This is a genomic window from Janthinobacterium sp. EB271-G4-7A, from assembly GCF_020858075.1.
Classification (GTDB): domain Bacteria; phylum Pseudomonadota; class Gammaproteobacteria; order Burkholderiales; family Burkholderiaceae_D; genus Janthinobacterium; species Janthinobacterium lividum.
Window position 1 is genome coordinate 3201081 of sequence record NZ_JACYMI010000001.1, and the last position, 19839, is coordinate 3220919.

Consider the following 19839-nt stretch of genomic DNA (forward strand, 5'->3'; position numbering starts at 1 on the left):
CTGCCAGGCAAGTTTACAGGGCTGGCGCGCACGGCACCGTACGGTTTTCCTTCAGGAATCACGGGCGCGTGGGCTAGAATCTGGCTGCGTCGTGCTACTCACGAGGCGGCAATGGCGCCATGACAAAAACCACCAGGAGACACAGTGAGCTTATTTAGAACCAAGAATTTGGATGACATGATCGCCCACAGCAAGAAGCCAGGAGGATTGGCCAAGGTGCTGGGGCCCTTCGACCTTGTCCTCATGGGCATTGGCGCCATCGTCGGCACCGGCATTTTCGTGCTCACCGGCACGGGCGCGCTGACGGCCGGCCCCGCCCTGTCGCTGTCGTTCGTCGTGGCGGCCGTCGCCTGCTGCTTCGCCGCCCTGTGCTACGCGGAATTCGCCTCCACCGTGCCCGTGGCCGGCTCCATCTACACCTACAGCTATGCCACCCTGGGCGAGCTGGCCGCCTGGATGATAGGCTGGGACTTGCTGCTCGAGTACGGCCTGGCCGCTGCCGCCGTCTCCGTCGGCTGGTCCGGCTACTTCCAGTCGCTGCTGTCGGGCTTTGGCATCGCCCTGCCCGTCGCGCTCACCGCCGCACCGGGCGCGCTGCCCGGCGTGACGACCATCATCAACCTGCCGGCCCTCGTCATCATGCTGCTGCTGACGGCCATGCTGGGCTGGGGCGTGCGCGAATCGGCGCGCCTGAACAACGTCATGGTGGCCATCAAGGTCGGCGTGGTGCTGCTGTTTATTATCTTCGGCGCGCGCCACGTGCAGCCGGCCAACTGGCAGCCCTACATGCCGTTTGGCTACCACGGCATGCTGAGCGCCGCCGCCCTCGTCTTCTTTGCCTTCATCGGCTTTGACGCCGTCACCTCGGCCGCCGAGGAAGTCAAGAAGCCGTCGCGCGACCTGCCTATCGGGATCATCGGTTCGCTGGCCGTGTGCGCCGTGCTGTACGTGGTGGTGTCGGCCATCATGACGGGCATCGTGCCGTACCAGAAATTCCTCGGCGTCGACCATCCCGTCTCGCTGGCCCTGCAGTATGCGGGCGAAAACTGGATCGCCGGCTTCGTCGACCTGGGCGCCATCCTCGGCATGACCACCGTGATCCTCGTGATGGCCTTCGGCCAGACGCGCATCATCTTCGCCATGTCGCGCGACGGCTTGCTGCCAAAGCGCCTGTCGACCGTGCACCCGCGCTTCCACACGCCGTTCTTCGCCACCTGGCTGGTCGGCATCGTCTTCGGCCTGATCGCCGCCGTGATCCCGCTCAACATCCTCGCCGAGCTGATCAACATCGGCACGCTGGCCGCCTTCACCATGGTGTCGATAGCTGTCGTGGTGCTGCGCAAGAAGCGTCCCGACCTGCCGCGCGCCTTCCGCTGCCCCGGCGTGCCGTATGTGCCGGCGCTGGCCGTGATCCTGTGCGTGGGCCTGATGAGCTTCCTCAGCTGGGTCACCTGGGTGGCCTTTTCCATCTGGCTGGTGATCGGCCTGGTCATCTACTTCGGCTACGCGCGCCGCCGTTCGCTGCTGCATCCGCAACAGTAATCCCGTCACTGCGCCATCGCAGTAAGATGGCGGTCTCGCAACCCTGCAGGCCGCCATCCATGCAACCTTCCCCCGACCTCATCGCACAGCTGGACCAGAGCACGGACCAGCTCAAGCGCGCGCGCCTGCGCAACATGCAGTGGCTGGCCGTTGGCTTGCTGCTGCTGGCCGCGCTGGCCTTCGCCGTGGCCCGTTCGCAGCGGGGCGGCCACCCCGCCTGGGGCTATGTGGAAGCGTTCGCCGAAGCGGCCATGGTGGGGGCGATTGCCGACTGGTTCGCCGTCGTGGCCCTGTTCCGCCACCCGCTGGGCATCCCCCTGTGGCATACGGCCATCATCCCGAACAGCAAGGCGGACATCGGCCGCAGCCTGGGCGCCTTCGTGGAAAACCATTTCATTACCGAACAAGGCATCGCCGAGCGCATCGTGCAGGCCGACCCCGCCGCGCGGCTGGGCGCATGGCTCGGTGACGAGGTCCACGCGCAGCGGCTGGGCATGGCCAGCGCCAGTGTCGCCAGGCAGCTGCTGGCGATGGCCGATCACGATAAGCTGGGCCGACTGCTGCGTGTACAGGCCAGCAGCTACCTGGGCCAACTGAATCTGTCGGACGTGGCGGCCGACTGCATCGATGCGCTGATCGCCGACGGCAAGCCGCAGGAACTGCTGGACTTCATGCTCGACCGCAGCGCCGCCTACCTGGACGACGAAGGTCACCACGCCGCCATCGGCGACTTCGTGCTGGGCGCTTTCCAGATCGAGAACACGCTGGTGAAAAAAGCCGTGAAAGCGTACGAGCCGCGCATGATCGCCTCGCTGCAGAAATTCGCCCTCGCCGTGCGCGTCGACCCGCAGCACCCGCTGCGCCAGCGCATCGCCGGCTGGATCGCCGACAGCGCCTTGCACCTGAAGGCCGACCCGCAGTGGCAGGCAACGGTGCGCCGCTACCAGTTGCAGCTGGTCGCCAGCGACACGGTGCAAGCCATGCTGGGCGACGTCTGGAAGCACATCAGCACGCGCCTGCTGGCCGACCTGCACGCCGACCAGCCCGTGCTGGCGCAAGCCATCGCCAGCCTGGCACGCAACACGGGCAAGGTGCTGGAGACGGACAAAGCTGCGCGGGAATGGCTGAACGACGCCATCGTCGCCGGCAGCGGCTCGCTGGTGCGCCGCTACCGGGGCGAAGTGGGCGCCTTCATCGCCGCCCGCCTGGACCTGTGGAGCAAGGATGAAATGAGCGAACGCATCGAACTGGCCATCGGGCGCGACCTGCAATTCATCCGCATCAACGGCACCATCGTGGGCGGCCTGGCCGGCTTGCTGATTTATTCAGTCAGCCAGGCGTTTTAGCGCCACTACCAGCGAAGAATATCCCCGCACGACGCCGCATGCGACGGAAAGTGCGGCAGCACCTCCTCGGCCAGTTCCTGCAGCACCTCCGCAGCCGGGCGCTGGCCATGCTGGATGCCCAGCGCCGCATGGTTGACGCCCGCTTCGCGCCATTCACCCAGCAAGTCGATCAAGCCCTTGCGCCCCGTGCGCAGCACATAGCCGCTGCGCACGGGCGTGTGCGGATAATCGGGGTCGTCCGCCAGGTCCAGCCACTCATTGCACATGTGCGGACGAAAGCCGCCATCGGGTATGCAGGCGCGCCAGGCGCGGATCTTTTCCGCCAGCCGGCGCGGCCCGTCGGCTGTATGCGTCGCTTCCGGATACGTCAGCCAGCCATCCGCGTGGCGCCCGATCCACTCCAGCGGCTGGCCGGAGGAACTGGTGACGACCAGGGGAATGGCGCCCGCCACGGGCTTGGGCAGCAGTTCGAGGCCAGCCAGGCTGCCCAGCGGGCCGTCGATGCTGGCGGGGCCTGCCTGCAGCAACTGGCGGAACATGTGCACGGCCTGCGCATAGCGCGCGCCGCGCGTGGCATGCGGCACGCCATACGCGGGAAATTCGCTGGCGCGGTCGCCCGACGCCGTGCCCAGCACCAGGCGCCCGCCCGACAGCTGGTCGATGCTGGCGGCCGCCTTGGCCAGGTCGATCGGATGGCGCAGGGTAAAAATGGCGCTGCCCGTGGCCAGGGCCAGCGCATCCGTGCGCGCCGCCAGATACGCCAGATAGGTCCACGGGTCGAACAGCTGACCCGCATCGCCGAAGCGCGGGTCGAACAGGGGAATGTCGCGCACCCAGGCGGCGGCAAAGCCTTGCCGGTCCATGGCGGCGACCAGGTCGGCCTGGCCGGCCAGCGCCCGCATGTCGCCCTGGTAAAAACGCAGCGGCAGATAAATGCCGAGGGTGAGCGCGCCGGGTGCGAACATGCGGCGGTAGCCGCGGTGCTGCGTGAAAGCCTGCGACGAAGCGCCTTCTATGATGTCTATGCTCATGTTGTTCCTTGATCAAAATCAGGCGCCCGTGGCGGGCGCGGGAATGGAGATGCCCAGCTGCACGGCCGGACGGGCCGCCACGCGGGCGTACCAGGCGGCCACGTGCGGCCAGTCATCGAGTTCGAAGCCGACGATGCGGGCGATATGCAGCCAGCCGAAGCTGGCGATGTCGGCGATGGAATAGCCGTCGCCGGCCAGGTAGGCGTTGTCCGCCAGGCGGCCATCCATGGTGGCCAGCGCGGCGGTGCACAGCTGGCGAAAGTGCGCCGTGGCGGCCGCATTCGCGCCTCCGTCTGCGATCTCGAAATGCACGCGCTGGCCCAGCATCGGCCCCATGCTGGCCGCGTGGAATTGCAGCCAGGTGATGGCGGCCCAGCGCTGCGCGGGAGCCTTCGGCAGCAGCCGCCCCGTTTTTTCGGCCAGGTACAGCAATATGGCGGCCGATTCAAACACGGTGATGCCCGTCTCGTGGTCGACCAGGACGGGAATGCGTCCGTGCGGATTGAGGGCCAGGAAAGCGGGCAGCCGGTGTTCGCCCTGCTCGATGCGCACATGGCGCAGCCGGTATGGCAAGCCCAGTTCGGCCAGCGCAATCGTGGCTTTGAAACCGTTCGGCGAGCTGTCGGTGTAGAGCTCCATCATGGCGCCGCCTCCTGGCGCGCGGCCTTGCCGGGGAGGATGGCGACGGCGCACGCCAGGCCCGCCACGACCAGGCAGGCGGAAACGAGGATGGCGCTGCTGTAGCCTTGCGCGGCCGTGCCGCCGCCGGCCAGCACGGCGATGCTGACAGCCACGCCCACGGCCAGGCCCACGGCGGACCCGACCTCCTGCGTGGTGGTCAGCATGCCGCCCGCCAGGCCATGGTCCGCTTCCGGCACGCCATCGATGCCGGCCACGGTCCAGGCGGGAAACGCCAGGCCATAGCCGATGCCGGCCAGTACGGTACCGGGCAGGATGGAGGCGCCCCAGGCAGCCAGCGTGGCCAGCGAACTGCCCAGCATGGCCAGCCCGCCGATGAACAGCAGCATGCCGCCGACGATGACGGGCTTGGTGCCGCAGCGGGCGATCAATGCCGGCCCGGCCCACGCGCTGGCCACGGTAAAGGCGGCGGCCATCGGCAACAGTCCCAGCCCCGTGCGCGTGGCGCTGAAGCCCAGCACTTCCTGCATGGCCAGCGCCACGACGACAAAGGTGGGCCCCAGGGCCGTGTTGGCCAGCAGGGAGACGATATTCGCCCCGCCCGTGGAGCGGCGCCGGAAGACGGCCAGCGGCATCAGCGGCGCGGCCACCCGTCCCTCCACCCAGACGAACAGCGCCAGCAGGGCCAGCGCCAGCGCGACCAGGGCAAACGTGAGCGGATGCGCCAGTCCCACATGCTCGCTATTGGCAAAGGCAAACACCAGCGTCGCCGCGCCCGACGCCACCAGCAGCGCACCCCACACATCGAGCGGGCCGCCAGCCGCAGCGCTATCCGCATCGGGCCGGCCCAGGGGCAAGGCCGGCGACAGGGCCAGCACCAGCAGGCCGACGGGCACATTGATCCACAGCACCCAACGCCAGCCCAGCATATCCGTGATGAAGCCGCCCAGGATCAGGCCGGCGACAAAGCCGCTGGCCGCCACGGCCGTCCAGGCACCGAGCGCCCGGTTGCGCCGGGCCGGCTCGGGAAACACGGCCAGCAGCAGGGAAAACGCGGCCGGCGAAAACATGGCGGCGCCAAAGCCCTGCAGCGCGCGCGTGGCCACCAGCATGGCCGGGCTGTGCGAAAAACCACCGAGCAGCGAGGCGGCAGTGAACAGCAGCAGCCCCGTGATGAAGACGCGGCGGCGGCCAAACATGTCGGCCGCGCGCCCGCCCAGCAGCAGGAAGCCGGCGATGGCCACGCCATACGCATTGATCACCCATTGCAGCCCGCCGGACGTAAAGCCCAGACTCTGCTGAATTTGCGGCAAGGGAATCATGGTAATGGAAAAATCGAGCAAGGCGACGAATTGCGTGGTGCACAGCAAAACCAGGCAAAGTTGCCGATGTGAAAGTAACATGGAGATCCTATCGATATAGTTTTACTCGACGTCAAAAAAACGCCGCATGCCCCTATAATGCGTTTTTCCACAGCGAAACTGAAACGATGATTTTTCGCGCATAACTATAGAAAAACTATATCGATGAAGCATCCTTTACCGCTCCAGGCGCTGCGCGCCTTTGTCGAAGTGGGCCAGCGCGGCAGCATCAAGGCGGCTGCCGAGGCGCTGCACGTGACGTCGGGCGCCGTCAGCCAGCAGATCCGCCTGCTGGAAGAGCGCGTCGGCATGCCCCTGTTTACGCGCGAACGCCAGGGCCTGCGCCTGACAGAGGCGGGCGCCATGGTCCACCCCGCCCTGCTGGGCGCCTTCGCGCAGATCGCCGGCGCCAGCCAGGCGCTGGAAGACTTGGGCGCGCGCCAGACGCTCACCGTCAGCACGGTCGCCACGTTTGCCGCCGCGTGGCTGGTGCCGCGCCTGGGCCGCTTCAACCAGCGCCATCCGCATATCGAAGTGCGCGTGGAAGCGACATCCGCGCTGGTCGACCTGCGCCGCGACCGGGTCGACGTGGCCTTGCGCCACGGCCTGGGCGACTATCCGGGCCTGCAGGTGACGCGCTTGATGGCGCCCGTGCTGGTGCCCGTCGCCAGCCCCGCCCTGATGGCGGGCCAGCCGCCCATCGCCACGCCGGCCGATTGCCTGCGCTACCCGCTGCTGCACGATACGGACCGCGCCGACTGGCCATTGTGGCTGGCCGCGCATGGCGCCCCGGACGACAGCACGGATGCGGCGCGGGCGCGGCGCGGCTCGGCCTTCGAAGATGATTTTCTGTTGATACGCGCGGCCGAGGCGGGCCAGGGCCTGGCCCTGGTGCCGCAGTTGTACGCGCAGGAGGAAATCGCCGCCGGGCGCCTGGTGCAAGTGCTGGACTTGCCCTGGCCCGCGCGCTTTGCCTACTACCTGGTGGCGCGGCCCGACGCGGCCACGCGCCCCGCCGTGCAGGCATTCATGGCATGGATCTGCGAGGAAGCGCAGGCAGTGCGCTAGAGCGCATGGCCTGCGGCCACGCACGACACCACGCCGCAGGCGGTGCTGAACGGCGCCGGTACGCCGGCGCGCCCCATGGCGATGCACGTTGCAGCCGGCAGTATGGCCAGCAACAGGGCCAGGTAGCCAATCGCTTTCAGGCGCCGCACGGACGCATTGCCGGCACCCGCGCCAGCCCCGTGTGGATAGCCCTTGCCCGCCTCTTCGCTGCTGCTTGCCGACATTTTCGTATGCATGTCCATCTCCTCTATCCACCGTGAGCGGTCTTGCTTCACTTCTTGCTTAACTACATCTTGCCACATAAATTTATCAAATACAACAAAAAAATTCACGAAAAAAACGTTTTTGTTATTCTGCGACAGGCAGAATGATGAATGAAATATGTCCTTTCATAGTAATAAATGGCTTGCAGCAAGCTTTTCACGCCATCCAGGCCCGAACCCGCATGGATTAAAATTCAATATAATCATTTGAATCGCAATATTCGTTTCAATGACTTTTATTCTAAGTGCCATCCAGGTATGGCAAGCCGCCTGCCGCACGCATCCGGCCAAACTTGATGTAGATCATAATTTTTTGAACAAGCTCTTGCTACCCTGTAAAAAAATGACTGGAGCCCTGATGAGCAAGACGCAGCCGAGCGACGCGGAACACAACATTGAACATGAGCGCCTGGGTAGCGCCTGGCAAGGCGTGCCAGTGCCCGATTATCCGGAAAGCGCGCCGGAAGGCGCCACCCTGGACCTGCTGCTGAACGCCTGGCTGGGCAAGTTCACGGGCGGCATTTCGCCTGCCGCGCTGGGCAACGCCTATGCCGACTGGCTCAGCCACCTGGCGCTGGCGCCATCGAAGCAGCAAACCCTGTTACAGGAAGCGTGGAAGAAGATCGGCCACTGGCAGCAGTACGCGCTGCAATCGGCGCTGGCCGGCAGCGCCACTGAGCCGCCGTGCATCGCGCCGCTGCCGCAGGACCGGCGCTTCGACGACCCTGCCTGGCGGCGCTGGCCGTACAACCTCGTCTACCAGGGCTTCTTGCTGCAGCAGCAATGGTGGCACCGTGCCACCACGGGCGTGCGCGGCGTCTCGCCGCACCACGAAGATGTCGTCACGTTCACCGTGCGCCAGTGGCTCGACATGCTGGCGCCGTCGAACTTCCTGCTGACCAATCCCGTGGTGCAGCAAGCGGCCCTCGACAGCGGCGGCGCCAGCCTGGCGCGCGGCATGGCCCACGCGGCCGACGACTGGCAGCGCGCCGCCATGGGAGCGCATGCACCCGATGCGCGCCGCTACAAGGTGGGCCAGAACCTGGCCGTCACGCCGGGCAAGGTGGTCTACCGCAATGACTTGATCGAATTGATCCAGTACGCTCCCGCCACCGCCAAGGTGCATGCGACGCCGCTGCTGTTCGTGCCCGCCTGGATCATGAAGTTCTATATTCTCGACCTGTCGCCGCACAATTCGCTGGTGCGCTACCTGGTGGAACAGGGCCACACGGTATTCATGATTTCCTGGAAAAACCCGCTGGAAGAAGACCGCGAGTTGTCGCTGGAAGACTACCGCCAGCTGGGCGTGATGGATGCGCTCGACGCCGTTGCCCGCATCACGGGCGCGCCGCAGGTGCATGCGGCCGGCTACTGCCTGGGCGGCACCCTGCTGGCGATCGCCGCCGCGACGATGGCGCGCGACGGCGATGCGCGCCTGGCCAGCCTCACCATGCTGGCCTCGCAGGTCGACTTCAAGGAGCCGGGCGAACTGTCGCTGTTCATCGACGACAGCCAGGTCAGCTTCCTGGAAGCGGCCATGTGGAAGCAGGGCTACCTCGATACGAAGCAGATGGCGGGCGCCTTCCAGCTACTGCGCTCGAACGACCTGATCTGGTCGCGCCAGCTGCGCCATTACCTGATGGGACAAGACGAGCAGGACAGCGACCTGATGGCCTGGAACGGGGACGCCACGCGCATGCCCTGCCGCATGCATTCGGAATACCTGCGCCGCCTGTTCCTGCACAACGACCTGGCCGAAGGCCGCTACCGCACGGCGGGCCGCCACATCGTCCTGCGCGACATCGACGCGCCCATCTTTGCCGTCGGCACCCTGACGGACCACGTGGCGCCGTGGCGCTCCGTGTATAAACTGCAGCTGCTGACCGACACAGACGTCACCTTTTTGCTCACTTCGGGCGGCCACAATGCGGGCGTCGTCTCGCCGCCGGGCCAGCCGCGCCGCAGCTACCAGCTGGCCACGCACCGCCACGACACGCCCTATGTCGACGCGGACAGCTGGCAACGCGACGTGCCGCACCATGACGGTTCGTGGTGGCCCGCCTGGCAAGCGTGGCTGGAAGAACGCGCGGGCGCGCAAGTGGCGCCACCGGCCATGGGGATTGCCCTGGGCGACGCACCGGGCAGCTACGTGCTGCAGACCTGACAACCGACAACCGAGGAAACGCTATGCCCTATACCACCCTGCTGGTCCACGTCGACAATTCCCGCCACTGCGCCCAGCGCATCCGCCTGGCCGTGCGCCTGGCCGTCGCCGAAGGGGCCCACCTGATCGGTTCGGCCATGAGCGGCATCTCGCGCTACGCGTATGGCGGCGGCGTGAACGCGCTGCAGTTTGCGCCGGCGCAGATGCAGGCGCTGCGCACCCAGGCCAGCGAAGCCTTGCACGACTTCGAGCGCATCGCCCGCGAAGAAGGCCTGGGCGCCTACGAAACGCGCTTCGTCGACGACGATGCGCAAGGCGCGCTGCTGCTGCAGGCGCGCTATTGCGACTTGCTGATCCTGGGCCAGACGGATGCGCAGGATACGCCGTCGCGCGTCATCGCCGGCACGGCCGAATACCTGATGCTGCATTGCGGCCGGCCCGTGCTGATGGTGCCGCACGCGCCTTGCGCCGCGCCAGCGGGCATCGCGCAGCATCCGCTGCTGGCCTGGAACGGCAGCGCCGAAGCGCTGCGCGCCATCACCGATGCGCTGCCGCTGCTGCAACGGGCACAACAAGTCACCCTGGCCGTCGTCAATTCGCACGCCCAGGCGGCCGCGCACGGCGAGCAGCCGGGCGCCGACCTGGCCCTGTATCTGGCGCGCCACGGCGTCAACGTCGAGGTGCTGCAGCACGACACGCCGCCGGGCCAGGACGTGGGAACGGCCCTGCTGGCCATGGCCGCGCAGCGGCGCTGCGATCTGGTCGTGATGGGCTGTTACGGCCACATGCGCCTGCGCGAAGCGCTGCTGGGCGGCGTCACGCGCACCGTGCTGCAGGAGATGACGTTGCCGGTGCTGGTGTCGCACTAGCGCGCAGGCGGGTCCTTCAGCCTTCCTTCACCCGCCCCTCATCTGTACTTCATGCGCGGCGCCGATACTGGCCATGTCCCCGTCCAGCAAGGAGTACCGCATGACCAGAGCCACCGATGCCATCCCCCGTTTCCACGCCCGCAGGCGCTTGCTGTTCGGCATGGGCGCCCTGGCGGGCCTGGCTGCCTGTGGCGGCGGCAGCGGGCCGCGCGCTGCGGCGGTGATCGACCGGCAGATCGGCGTCGCCCCCGGCGTCAGCCTGCACGTGCGCGACTGGCGCAGCGCGACCGACAGCGAGACCGATGTCATCGTCCTGCTGGCCGGCCTGGGCGCCAATGCGCACGCCTTTGACAGCCTGGCGCCCGCGCTGGCGCGCCGCCACCGCGTGCTGGCCGTCACGCGGCGCGGCTATGGCGCCTCCAGCAAGCCGCTGCCCGTCAACGACGCCAACGATATGACGTATGCCCCCGCCACCCTGGTGGCCGACCTGCTGGCCGTGCTGGACGCACTGAAGGTTCAACGCATCATCCTGGCCGGCCATTCCATCGCCGGCAACGAACTGACCCTGTTCGCCGGCAGCCACCCGCAGCGCGTGCGGGGACTCGTCTATATGGACACGACCTTCGATTACCTGGCCAGCGGCGGCTATGAGGAACCCCAGCCCACGCCCTTCGACGAACCGCCACCTGGCCCGGCCGACCTGGCATCGCTGGACGCCTCGATCGCCTATGCCAGGCGCATCAACAAGCAATGGTGGCCGGCGTTGGAAGCGAACTGGCGCGACGCCCTGGAAGTGCTGCCCGGCGGCGCCGTGCGGCCGAATACCCCGCCCGCCATCGCCAGGGCCATGGACATGGCCGCGCACAATTTTTCGCCCGACTACCGCCGCGTGCGCGCGCCGGCGCTGGTCGTCACCGTCGATCCCGGCACCTTGCGCAACCTGTTTCCATGGCTGCTGCAAGCCGATCCCGCCACCCAGGCCGACGCGCAAGCGCTGCTGGACTTTATCCGCCCGCTGCGCCTGGCCGACGGCGACCGCCTGGCCGCCGCCCTGCCCGGCAGCAGCCATCTGGTGATACGCAACGGCTTCCACAGCGATTTCTTCATCGAATACGAGAGCACGGTGGTCGGCGCCATCGAGGCCATGCGCTGGGAAGGTCTACAATGAGCGTGCACCTGCCCGCCGCCCGCTTGCCTTGAGGCACGCACGCGGCCTACGCTGTTTTCCTACACCACAAGGAGTTCCGCATGAACCAGCAAGCCACCATCGTCCTCGTCCACGGTTTCTGGGGCGGCGCCGCCCACTGGAGCCGCGTCATCCTCGAATTGCGGCGCCGGGGCCACACGGCCATCCGCGCCGTCGAACTGCCCCTGACGTCGCTGGCCGACGACGCCGAGCGCACGCGCAAGATGGTGGCGCAGGTCGATGGCCCGGTATTACTGGTAGGACACTCCTACGGCGGCGCCGTCATCAGCGTGGCCGGCAATGCGCCGAATGTGGTCGGCCTCGTGTACATCGCCGCCTTCGCGCCTGACGCGGGCGAAAGCCCGGGCAGCATCACGCAGGAACACCCGCCCATCGGCGCGGCCAATCTGGAAGGCGACAGCGACGGCTACTTGTGGGTCAAGCCCGGGCAATACCATGACAGCTTTTGCCAGGACCTCGACGCGGAAGAAGGCGCCGTGCTGGGCGTGGTGCAGAAAGCGCCGCTGGCCAGCACCTTCGGCGACACCGTCAGCGACCCGGCCTGGAAGCATAAACCCAGCTGGTACCAGATTTCCACTGCCGACCGCATGATTGCCCCCGTCAACCAGGAGCGCATGGCCGCACGCCTGCAAGCGCGCAAAGTCATCACGCTGAACGCCAGCCACGCCTCGCTGGCCTCGCGTCCCGTGGAAGTGGCGGCGCTGATACTGGAGGCGGCAAGCGCGCTGGCCGCAGCGTAAGCCTGCCGGCTACAGCCAGCCTTCGCGCTTCAGGCGCCGGTGCAGCCACCAGCAGCCGGCGATGATGACGACGATCACGGCCGGATAGCTGCCGCGCCACTTCAGTTCCGGCATGAATTCGAAGTTCATGCCGTACAGGCTGAAGACCATGGTGGGCACGGCCAGGATGGCGGCCCAGGCGGCCAGGCGCTTGACGACCTCGTTCTGGCGGATCGAAATTTGCCCCAGCGCCACCTGCATGGCTGAATTGACCAGTTCGCGCATCTGCCCCGCCGTGTGCGTGACCCGTTTGACGTGGTCGAGAATGTCGCGGTAATAGATGCGGTTTTCCTTGGGCACGATGTCGCCATGGAAACGGATCAGCTGGGTGCAGATGTCATGCAGGGGATTGACGGCCGCGTCGAGCTTCAGCAGTTCCGTCTTGAGCTGGTAGAAATCCTGCAGCTTGTCTTCGCTCAAGCTGGGCTTGAACAGCTGCAGCTCATGGTGCTGGAAGCGGGCCTGCAAATGGTCGATGCAGGGCTGGTACTGGTCGACGATGAAATCGATGATGGAATACAGCACGTAGCCAGGGCCGCTGGCCAGCTTCTCGGGCATGCTTTCCTTGCGCTCACGCAACTTCGCATAACCGGCAGAGGCGCCGTGGCGCACCGTGATGATGAAGCGGGGGCCGAGAAAGACGTGGGTTTCGCCATAGACGATGGCCTCGCCGTCCAGGGTCGCCGTGTGCATCACCATGAACAGGGTGTCGCCGTATTCTTCCAGCTTGGGCCGCTCGTGCGCGCCCTGCGCATCCTCGACGGCCAGTTCGTGCAAGCCGAAAGCCGTTTGCAGCGCCTGCATGGCCGTGACGTCGGGGCCGGCCAGGCCGATCCACACGAAACAATCAGGATCGCCGAGGAAGTCGCCCACCTTGTCGATATCGAAATGGGCGATCTTCCTGCCATCGCGATAGGCTTCGCCATTGACGACGGCGGCGTGGGTACTCAAGTCCATGGTGATTTTCAAAGAATGGCGGCAGTGCCGGGGGGCCAGTATAGCGGAAAGAGCATGATTGCCATGCCAATCCGGCTGCCGCATTGACATTCAGGCACGCCAATGTAAAATGAGAACCATTCGCATTCAAGAAGAACCTGCACTTGCCGGCGGCCTGGGGGAACTTCAGCGCCAACCTGGAGTGTATCGTGACGTCTGCCGTATCCCCCGCCGCCGATCCTGTCGCAATGCTGTATGGCCAGCACCATCCCTGGCTGCTGCGCTGGCTGCGCGGCAAATTGTCCTGTACGGATCACGCGGCCGACCTGGCGCAGGATACCTTCGTCAAGCTGCTGGCCACGCCCGGCGAGCGCGCCGTCACCCTGCGCGAGCCGCGCGCCTACCTGACCACCGTAGCGCGCCGCTTGCTGATCGACCATTACCGCCGCCAGTCGCTGGAGCAAGCATGGCTGGCCACCCTGGCGCAGCTGCCCGCCCCCGTCACGCCGTCGGCGGAAGACCGCTTGCTGATCCTGGAAACCCTGCACCAGATCGACGCCATGCTCGACGGCCTGGGGGCAAAGGTGCGCACGGCCTTCCTGCTGTCGCAGCTGGAAGGCATGGCGTATGCGGACATCGCCGCGCGCCTGACGGTCAGCGAGCGCACCGTCAAGCGCTACATGGTGCAGGCGTTCGAACAATGCATCCTGCTGCTGGCCTGACATGAGCGCGGCCCTCGATGCGCGCGCCGCGCGCGAAGCGGCGCACTGGATGATGCGCCTGCAAGGCGGCGAACTGGACGCTGCCGCGCAACAGGGGCTGGCCCGCTGGCGCGCCGCCCACCCCGACCATGAAACGGCGTGGCAGCGGGCCGAGCAAGTGTGCCGCACCTTTGGCATGCTGCCTCCGCCGCTGGCCATGCCCTTGTCCAGGCAAGTGCTGGACCGCCCGGCCCGCGCGCAGCGCCGCGCCATCCTGAAGACCCTGGCCGTGCTGATCGTCGCCGGCCCAGCCGGCTGGGCCATGCTGCGCGTGGCGCCATGGCAAGCCCGGACGGCCGAGCTGCGCACGGCGACAGGCGAAATCCGCCACCTCACCCTGGCCGACGGCAGCGGCCTGAGCCTGAATACGGCCAGCGCCGCCGACGTCGCCCTCGGCGCATCCCTGCGCCTGGTGCAGCTGCGCGGCGGAGAGATACACGTGGCGACCAGCCCCGATCCCCTCGGGCGTCCCTTCATCGTACGCACCAGCAACGGCAGCATCCGCGCCCTCGGCACGCGCTTCACGGTGCGCCAGGACGACAGCCTGCTGGGCGCGCGCACCCACGTGGCCGTCTCGCAGGGCGCCGTGGAAGTGCGGCCCGCCGAAGGCCCGCCCGTCATCGTGCAGGCGGGCTGGCAAGCCAGTTTCGATGAAACGGCCGCCGGCGCGCCGCAGCCGCTGGCGCCGCATGCGTCCGCCTGGCTCAAGGGCTTGCTGTACGCGGACGACACGCCGCTGGACCAGGTGCTGGCGCAGCTGGCCCGCTACCGCCACGGCGTGGTGCGCTGCGATCCGGCCGTGGCGCGGCTGAGGGTGTCGGGCGTGTACCAGCTGCGCGACACGGACGCCCTGCTGGCCCTGCTGCAAGCGTCGCTGCCCATCCGCGTACAACGCCACAGCCGTTGGTGGATTTCCGTCGAGCCCGCATAAAAATTTTTGAGAACAATGTCCCTTTCCGTCATGTGCCCCGTCAATCCACACAGGACCAACACATGAACGAAGGGAAACAAGCAATGAAGCACTACCGCCACACCAGCATTACCCTGGCCCTGCTGGGCAGCCTGGCCTTGAGCGCGCCCGCATCCGCCCAGCAACACCCGCAGCAGGCGCCCGCGCGCCACTACCAGGTGGCCGCCGGCCCCCTCGGCACCGTCCTGTCCGCGTTTGCGTCCGACGCCGGGGTCAGCATTTCCGGCGCCGCCAGCCTGTATGCGGGCTTGCACAGCCGCGGCTTGAACGGCAACTACCAGGTGGCCGACGGTTTCGCCCGCCTGCTCGATGGCAGCGGCTTATACGCTGTCGACCAGGGCGGCGGCCACTACGCCGTGCGCAAGTTGCCCTCGGCGGCCGACGCGGCCACCCTGCCCGGCATCGCCGTGCGCGCCACGGCCGAACGCAGCACGAGCACGGAAGGCACGGGCTCGTACACGACGCCAGCCACGGCCAGCGCCACGGGCCTGGTGCTGTCGCTGCGCGAGACGCCGCAATCGGTCAGCGTCATCACGCGCCAGCGCATGGACGACCAGGACTTGCTGACGGTGCGCGACGTGCTGCGCAATACGCCCGGCATCGCCGTCAACCAGTTCGACACGGAACGCAGCACGTTTTCCGCGCGCGGCTTCGACGTCGACAATTTCCAGTACGACGGCGTGCCCACCACCTATAAGGTGCAGTATTCAGGCGGCGAATCGGAAATGGATTCGCTGATCTACGACCGCGTGGAGGTGACGCGTGGCGCCACGGGCTTGCTGACGGGCGCCGGCTACCCGTCGGCCTCGATCAACCTGGTGCGCAAGCGGGCCAGCGCCAGGCAATTCGAAGGGCAATGGTCGCTGGCGGCCGGCTCGTGGAGCGATTACCGGGGCACGCTCGACCTGGCCACGCCGCTGAACGGGGACGGCTCCGTGCGTGGCCGGGTGGCGGGCGCCTGGCAAGACCGCAAGTCGTTTACCAATGGCTATTCGAACCAGCGCCAGCTCGTCTACGCCACCGTCGAGGCGGACCTGGCGCCCGGTACCGTGGCCATGCTGGGCGCCAGCTACCAGAAGAACGATCCGAAAGGCAGCAACTGGGGCGGCTTCCCCCTGTGGTACAGCGACGGCTCGCGCACCGATTTCGACCGTTCTGTCACGACGGCGCCCCGCTGGGCCGCCTGGGCCACGGAACAGACGAATGTGCACGCCACGCTGGAACACGCGCTGGGCCAGGGTTGGAAAGCGCAGGCGCAAGCCATGTACAGCAAGCATACGGAAGACACGCCGCTGGTGTTCCTGGCGGAACGGCCCGATAGAATCACGGGCCTGGGCATGCTCGGCTATCCGAACCGCTACATCGGCGCGCGCGACCAGAGCAGCGCCGACGTGAAGCTGTCCGGGCCATTTACCCTTGGCGGACGCCAGCATGAAGTCATCGTCGGCGCCAATTACACGGTGCAGCACGCCGAGTTCAGCGTCAAGGAAGCGCTCGACCCTGAACCGATCGGCAATTTCCTCGCCTGGGATGGCAGCTACCCGCAGCCGGCCTGGGGCGAACTCGTGCTGTCGGAAAAATACACGACCAAGCAATATGGCGCCTACGGCGCGGCACGGCTGAATCTTGCCGAGCACACCAAGCTGATCCTCGGCGGGCGTTTGACGCGCTGGGACAAGGACCGCATCGGCTTTGACGGCGGCGCCCGCTTTGCCTTCGCCAAGAGCAAGTTCGTGCCCTACGCGGGCGTGGTGATCGATCTCAATGAAACGTATTCGGCCTATGCCAGCTATACGGACATCTTCCGCCCGCAGGAAAACCAGGACCGCGCGGGCGCCTGGCTGGACCCGCTGACGGGGCAAAGCATGGAAGTGGGCTTGAAGGGCGAACTGGCCGGGGGCCGGGCCAACGGTTCCATCGGCATCTTTGAAATCAAGCAGGACAAGCTGGCCCAGCCGGACGGCGCGCACCGGGTTCCCGGCACCACCACGCAGGCGTATTATGCGGCACGGGGCGCCACCAGCCGCGGCATCGAGGGGGAATTGTCGGGCCGCCTGGCGCCGGGCTGGAACGTGACTGCCAGCGCCAGCCACTTCCGCGCCCAGGACCGCGAGCAGCAGGACATCAACACCCTGTCTCCACGCTCGACGGCGCGATTGTTTACCACGTGGAAAGTACGCCCTGACCTCACAGTGGGCGGCGGCGTCAACTGGCAAAGCAAGTTCTACTTTGACGACGAGGGCCCGGACGGCAAGGAAAGAGTGACGCAGGAAGCCTACAGCACGGTGAGCCTGATGGCCACGTACCAGCTGTCGCGCCAGCTGACGGCCCAGCTGAACGTGGAAAACGCGCTGGACAAGAAATACATCAACATCAACACCTATGCGCAAGGCACGTATGGCGTGCCGCGCAGTGTCAGGGGGACGTTGACCTACCGCTTCTGATGCGCATGCAGGCCGGGCGGCATGCGCCCGGTCTGCGCTGACTACGCATCAATAGCGGTAGTTCAAGCTCAGCATCGCATTGCGTGGATCGCCATAGCTGACCCGGCGGCCCGTGCTGATGCCATAGTAAGTGCGGTCGCCCAGATTATTGAGGTTGAGCGACACGGCCAGGCGGTCGGAGATCTGGTAGCGCGCCATGGCGTCAAAGACGGCATACGAGCCCTGGTGCACGGTGGTGGTGCCGCCGCGCACGGCCCGGGTTTTCTGCCAGGTGTGCGATTGCCAGCGGGCGCCGCCGCCCACCGTCAGGCGCGGCATCGGCTGCCAGGTGCTGTACAGGCTGAGCTGGTCTTCCGGCGCCAGCGTGTTGACCTTGCCGCTGGCGTCGCGCGCGATCTTGTGCGTGTAGCCGGCCTGCAACTGCCAGCCCGGCATGAGCTGGCCCGACACTTCCAGTTCCACGCCGCGCGAACGCACGCCGTCGATGGCGCGGTAGGCATCCATGCCCGTCACCTTGTTGACCTCGTCAACGTATTCCGCGTAGTTATCCTGGCGCACCTCGAAGGCGGCCGCGCTGGCGTTCAGGCGGCCATTCAGGAACACGCCCTTCACGCCCGCCTCGATATTCTTGCCCAGCATCGGGTCCAGAGTCTTGTTGTCGACGTCGCGGCTGTTTTGCGGACTGAAGATATCGCTGTAGCTGGCAAACGCCGTCAGATCCGGCGCAAAATCCCAGGTCAGGCCCGCATACGGCGTGAAGATCGACGACTCGTCGATGTCGGCCGTGAGATTGACGTAGGACGACAGGCGCCCGCCCACGATCACGTGCACGCCCTGCGGCAGCGAAAAGCGGCCCGTCGCATACACGGCCTTCTGACGGATGACTTCGCGGGCCGTGTCCAGCTCCCATTTTGGCTCAGCCACGATGCCCCGGTAGGTATAAATATTGTCGACCTTGATGAAGGAATACGGGCTGAAGACGTCGTCCGACTGCTTGCGGTAGGCGTTCGCGCCCACCACCAGCTCATGCGTGCGGCCCAGCAGGGTGAACGGGCCCTTGGCGTACATGTCCAGGCCATTGCTGGTGGCGTCGCTGTTGTACTGGCGCGCCGTGACGGACGTGCCGCTGCCGTCCGCCTTCGGGAAGCCGTCAAGATAGGCGACGGGCGCATACAGCGCATTGGCCTGGTGGATCAGGCGCAAATTGGCCAGCCAGCCATTGTCAAACGTGTGCTCGAGCGAGGCGAAGACGGATTTGGCTTCCGTCTGCTGCGTGCTCCAGGTGGGCGCGCCGTTGAACGAACGGGGCATGGTGAAGCGCTTGCCGTCCGCGTCGAACAGGGGCGCGCCACCCCAGTCGCTATTGCGCGGCACCGTGTGCTGGTAGTCGGCGCCCACGGTCAGCAAAGTGCGCGGCGACAGATCCGCTTCCAGCGTGCCATACGCCAGTTCGGAGCGGCGCTGGTAGCGGTCGACAAAGGAATGCTTGTCCTGGTACGAGGCCACGGCGCGCGCGCGCACGCTGCCGCTGTCGTTCAGGGGGCCGCCCACATCGACCATGCCGCGGTAATTGCTCCACGATCCAGCCGACAGGTCGGCCAGCGCGCGCAATTCGCGCGTGGGCTTCTTGCGGATCAGGTTGACGGTGGCGCCCGGCGTGCCGGCACCGCTCATCAGCGCATTCGCGCCCTTCAGCACCTCGACCCGGTCGTACAGATCCATGTTGGCCAGGGACTCGCCCAGGTTCAGCGAGGCGTCGCGCGTCCACGGCAAGCCGTCGTAGCTGAAATTGTCGAGCGAAAAACCGCGCGCATAATAGATCGTGCGCTCGCTGTCGATGTGCTGCACGTACACGCCGGGCGTGTGGCTGAGCACCTCGCTGAGCTGCACCAAGCCGAAATCGTCCATCTGCTGGCGCGTGACGACGCTGACCGCGTGCGGCGTCTCGCGCGGCGACAGCACCAGGCGGTTGGCCGTGCTGACGGCGCCCGTCGTGTACGAGCCCGTGTCTTCCGTCACCTGGCCCAGGTAATTGGTGGTGATGAGCACTTCCGGCATGGTCGCCTCAGGCTGGGCGGCGGAAGCTTGTGGTGCGGCTGCTTGTACCGTATAGACGCCGCTACCGGTCTTGAGCAAGGCCAGCTGCGTGCCCTGCAAGGCGCGGCGCAAGGCTTGCTCTGCCGTGAAATCGCCCTGCACGGCCGCCCCGCTGACGCCGCGCGCCAGGTCCGCATCGATGGAGATGCGCACGCCGCCACGGCTGGCAATGGCGATCAGGCTGGCGTTCAGGGGCTGGGCCGGCACGTCATAGCGCACGGTGGCTGGCGCGATCTGGACCGATGGCGTCTGCGCCAGGACGGCAGGCACGGCGCAGGAAAGTAACATTACAGCCAGGGGAATCTGGCGCATCAACAATGGTGGCATGCTGGGACTCTATCTTGGTGGTGAAGGAAAAGTGG

Annotated in this window: 16 protein-coding genes; 10 read left to right on the plus strand and 6 right to left on the minus strand. The window is 66.7% G+C overall.

Going from position 1 to position 19839, the window contains the following annotated elements; all coding sequences use genetic code 11:
* The first annotated feature begins 144 nt into the window (after positions 1-144).
* Both IGS58_RS14420 and IGS58_RS14425 read left to right on the plus strand, forming a co-directional pair.
* A complete protein-coding gene (locus IGS58_RS14420; protein WP_070256382.1) occupies positions 145-1542 on the plus strand; it encodes an amino acid permease in 1398 nt (465 codons plus the stop codon).
* 59 nt (positions 1543-1601) lie between these two features.
* On the plus strand, positions 1602-2888 hold the full coding sequence (locus IGS58_RS14425; RefSeq protein WP_230521821.1) for a DUF445 domain-containing protein: 1287 nt from the start codon (positions 1602-1604) through the stop codon (positions 2886-2888).
* Between the two features lie 5 nt (positions 2889-2893).
* On the opposite strand, the gene IGS58_RS14430 is transcribed toward IGS58_RS14425, so the two are convergent.
* The 3 genes from IGS58_RS14430 to IGS58_RS14440 are packed head-to-tail and all read right to left on the minus strand — an operon-like array spanning position 2894 to position 5961.
* Positions 2894-3919: an LLM class oxidoreductase gene (locus IGS58_RS14430; protein ID WP_230521822.1), complete on the minus strand. Its 1026-nt coding sequence runs from the start codon at positions 3917-3919 to the stop codon at positions 2894-2896.
* 18 nt (positions 3920-3937) lie between these two features.
* Positions 3938-4561 carry a glutathione S-transferase family protein gene (locus IGS58_RS14435; RefSeq protein WP_230521823.1) on the minus strand — a complete coding sequence of 208 codons (624 nt, stop codon included), beginning with the start codon at positions 4559-4561 and terminating at the stop codon, positions 3938-3940.
* Positions 4558-5961 (minus strand): MFS transporter, encoded by a 1404-nt coding sequence (locus IGS58_RS14440; protein ID WP_230521824.1) that lies wholly within the window; start codon positions 5959-5961, stop codon positions 4558-4560. Before IGS58_RS14440 ends, IGS58_RS14435 begins: the two co-directional genes overlap by 4 nt.
* Positions 5962-6084: 123 nt before the next feature.
* Between IGS58_RS14440 and gcvA the strand changes: the two genes are divergently transcribed.
* A complete protein-coding gene (gene gcvA / locus IGS58_RS14445; RefSeq protein ID WP_230521825.1) occupies positions 6085-6987 on the plus strand; it encodes a transcriptional regulator GcvA in 903 nt (300 codons plus the stop codon).
* Here the strand turns inward: gcvA and IGS58_RS14450 are convergent.
* A complete protein-coding gene (locus IGS58_RS14450) occupies positions 6984-7223 on the minus strand; it encodes a hypothetical protein (RefSeq protein ID WP_230521826.1) in 240 nt (79 codons plus the stop codon). The genes gcvA and IGS58_RS14450 overlap by 4 nt on opposite strands.
* Before the next feature lie 385 nt (positions 7224-7608).
* On the opposite strand from IGS58_RS14450, the gene IGS58_RS14455 reads away from it, so the two are divergent.
* The 4 genes from IGS58_RS14455 to IGS58_RS14470 all read left to right on the plus strand — a co-directional run bounded on the left by IGS58_RS14455 (position 7609) and on the right by IGS58_RS14470 (position 12230).
* Entirely contained in the window at positions 7609-9414 is a 1806-nt protein-coding gene (locus IGS58_RS14455) for a PHA/PHB synthase family protein (protein WP_230521827.1), read from the plus strand.
* Between the two features lie 23 nt (positions 9415-9437).
* Positions 9438-10283 carry a universal stress protein gene (locus IGS58_RS14460; protein ID WP_070256399.1) on the plus strand — a complete coding sequence of 282 codons (846 nt, stop codon included), beginning with the start codon at positions 9438-9440 and terminating at the stop codon, positions 10281-10283.
* Positions 10284-10383: 100 nt separating this feature from the next.
* Positions 10384-11451, plus strand: a complete 1068-nt coding sequence (locus tag IGS58_RS14465) for an alpha/beta hydrolase (RefSeq protein ID WP_230521828.1) — start codon at positions 10384-10386, stop codon at positions 11449-11451.
* A gap of 80 nt (positions 11452-11531) precedes the next feature.
* Entirely contained in the window at positions 11532-12230 is a 699-nt protein-coding gene (locus IGS58_RS14470; RefSeq protein ID WP_230521829.1) for an alpha/beta hydrolase, read from the plus strand.
* Positions 12231-12239: 9 nt separating this feature from the next.
* Here IGS58_RS14470 and IGS58_RS14475 read toward each other — a convergent pair whose 3' ends face one another.
* A complete protein-coding gene (locus IGS58_RS14475) occupies positions 12240-13226 on the minus strand; it encodes a magnesium and cobalt transport protein CorA (protein ID WP_230521830.1) in 987 nt (328 codons plus the stop codon).
* A 188-nt stretch (positions 13227-13414) separates the two neighbouring features.
* On the opposite strand from IGS58_RS14475, the gene IGS58_RS14480 reads away from it, so the two are divergent.
* The 3 genes from IGS58_RS14480 to IGS58_RS14490 all read left to right on the plus strand — a co-directional run bounded on the left by IGS58_RS14480 (position 13415) and on the right by IGS58_RS14490 (position 17380).
* Positions 13415-13927, plus strand: a complete 513-nt coding sequence (locus tag IGS58_RS14480; RefSeq protein WP_329957992.1) for a sigma-70 family RNA polymerase sigma factor — start codon at positions 13415-13417, stop codon at positions 13925-13927.
* A gap of 1 nt (position 13928) precedes the next feature.
* Positions 13929-14897, plus strand: a complete 969-nt coding sequence (locus tag IGS58_RS14485; RefSeq protein ID WP_230521831.1) for a FecR domain-containing protein — start codon at positions 13929-13931, stop codon at positions 14895-14897.
* 62 nt (positions 14898-14959) lie between these two features.
* On the plus strand, positions 14960-17380 hold the full coding sequence (locus IGS58_RS14490) for a TonB-dependent siderophore receptor (RefSeq protein WP_230521832.1): 2421 nt from the start codon (positions 14960-14962) through the stop codon (positions 17378-17380).
* A 48-nt stretch (positions 17381-17428) separates the two neighbouring features.
* Here IGS58_RS14490 and IGS58_RS14495 read toward each other — a convergent pair whose 3' ends face one another.
* Positions 17429-19804 (minus strand): TonB-dependent siderophore receptor, encoded by a 2376-nt coding sequence (locus IGS58_RS14495; RefSeq protein ID WP_230521833.1) that lies wholly within the window; start codon positions 19802-19804, stop codon positions 17429-17431.
* Positions 19805-19839 lie beyond the last annotated feature (35 nt).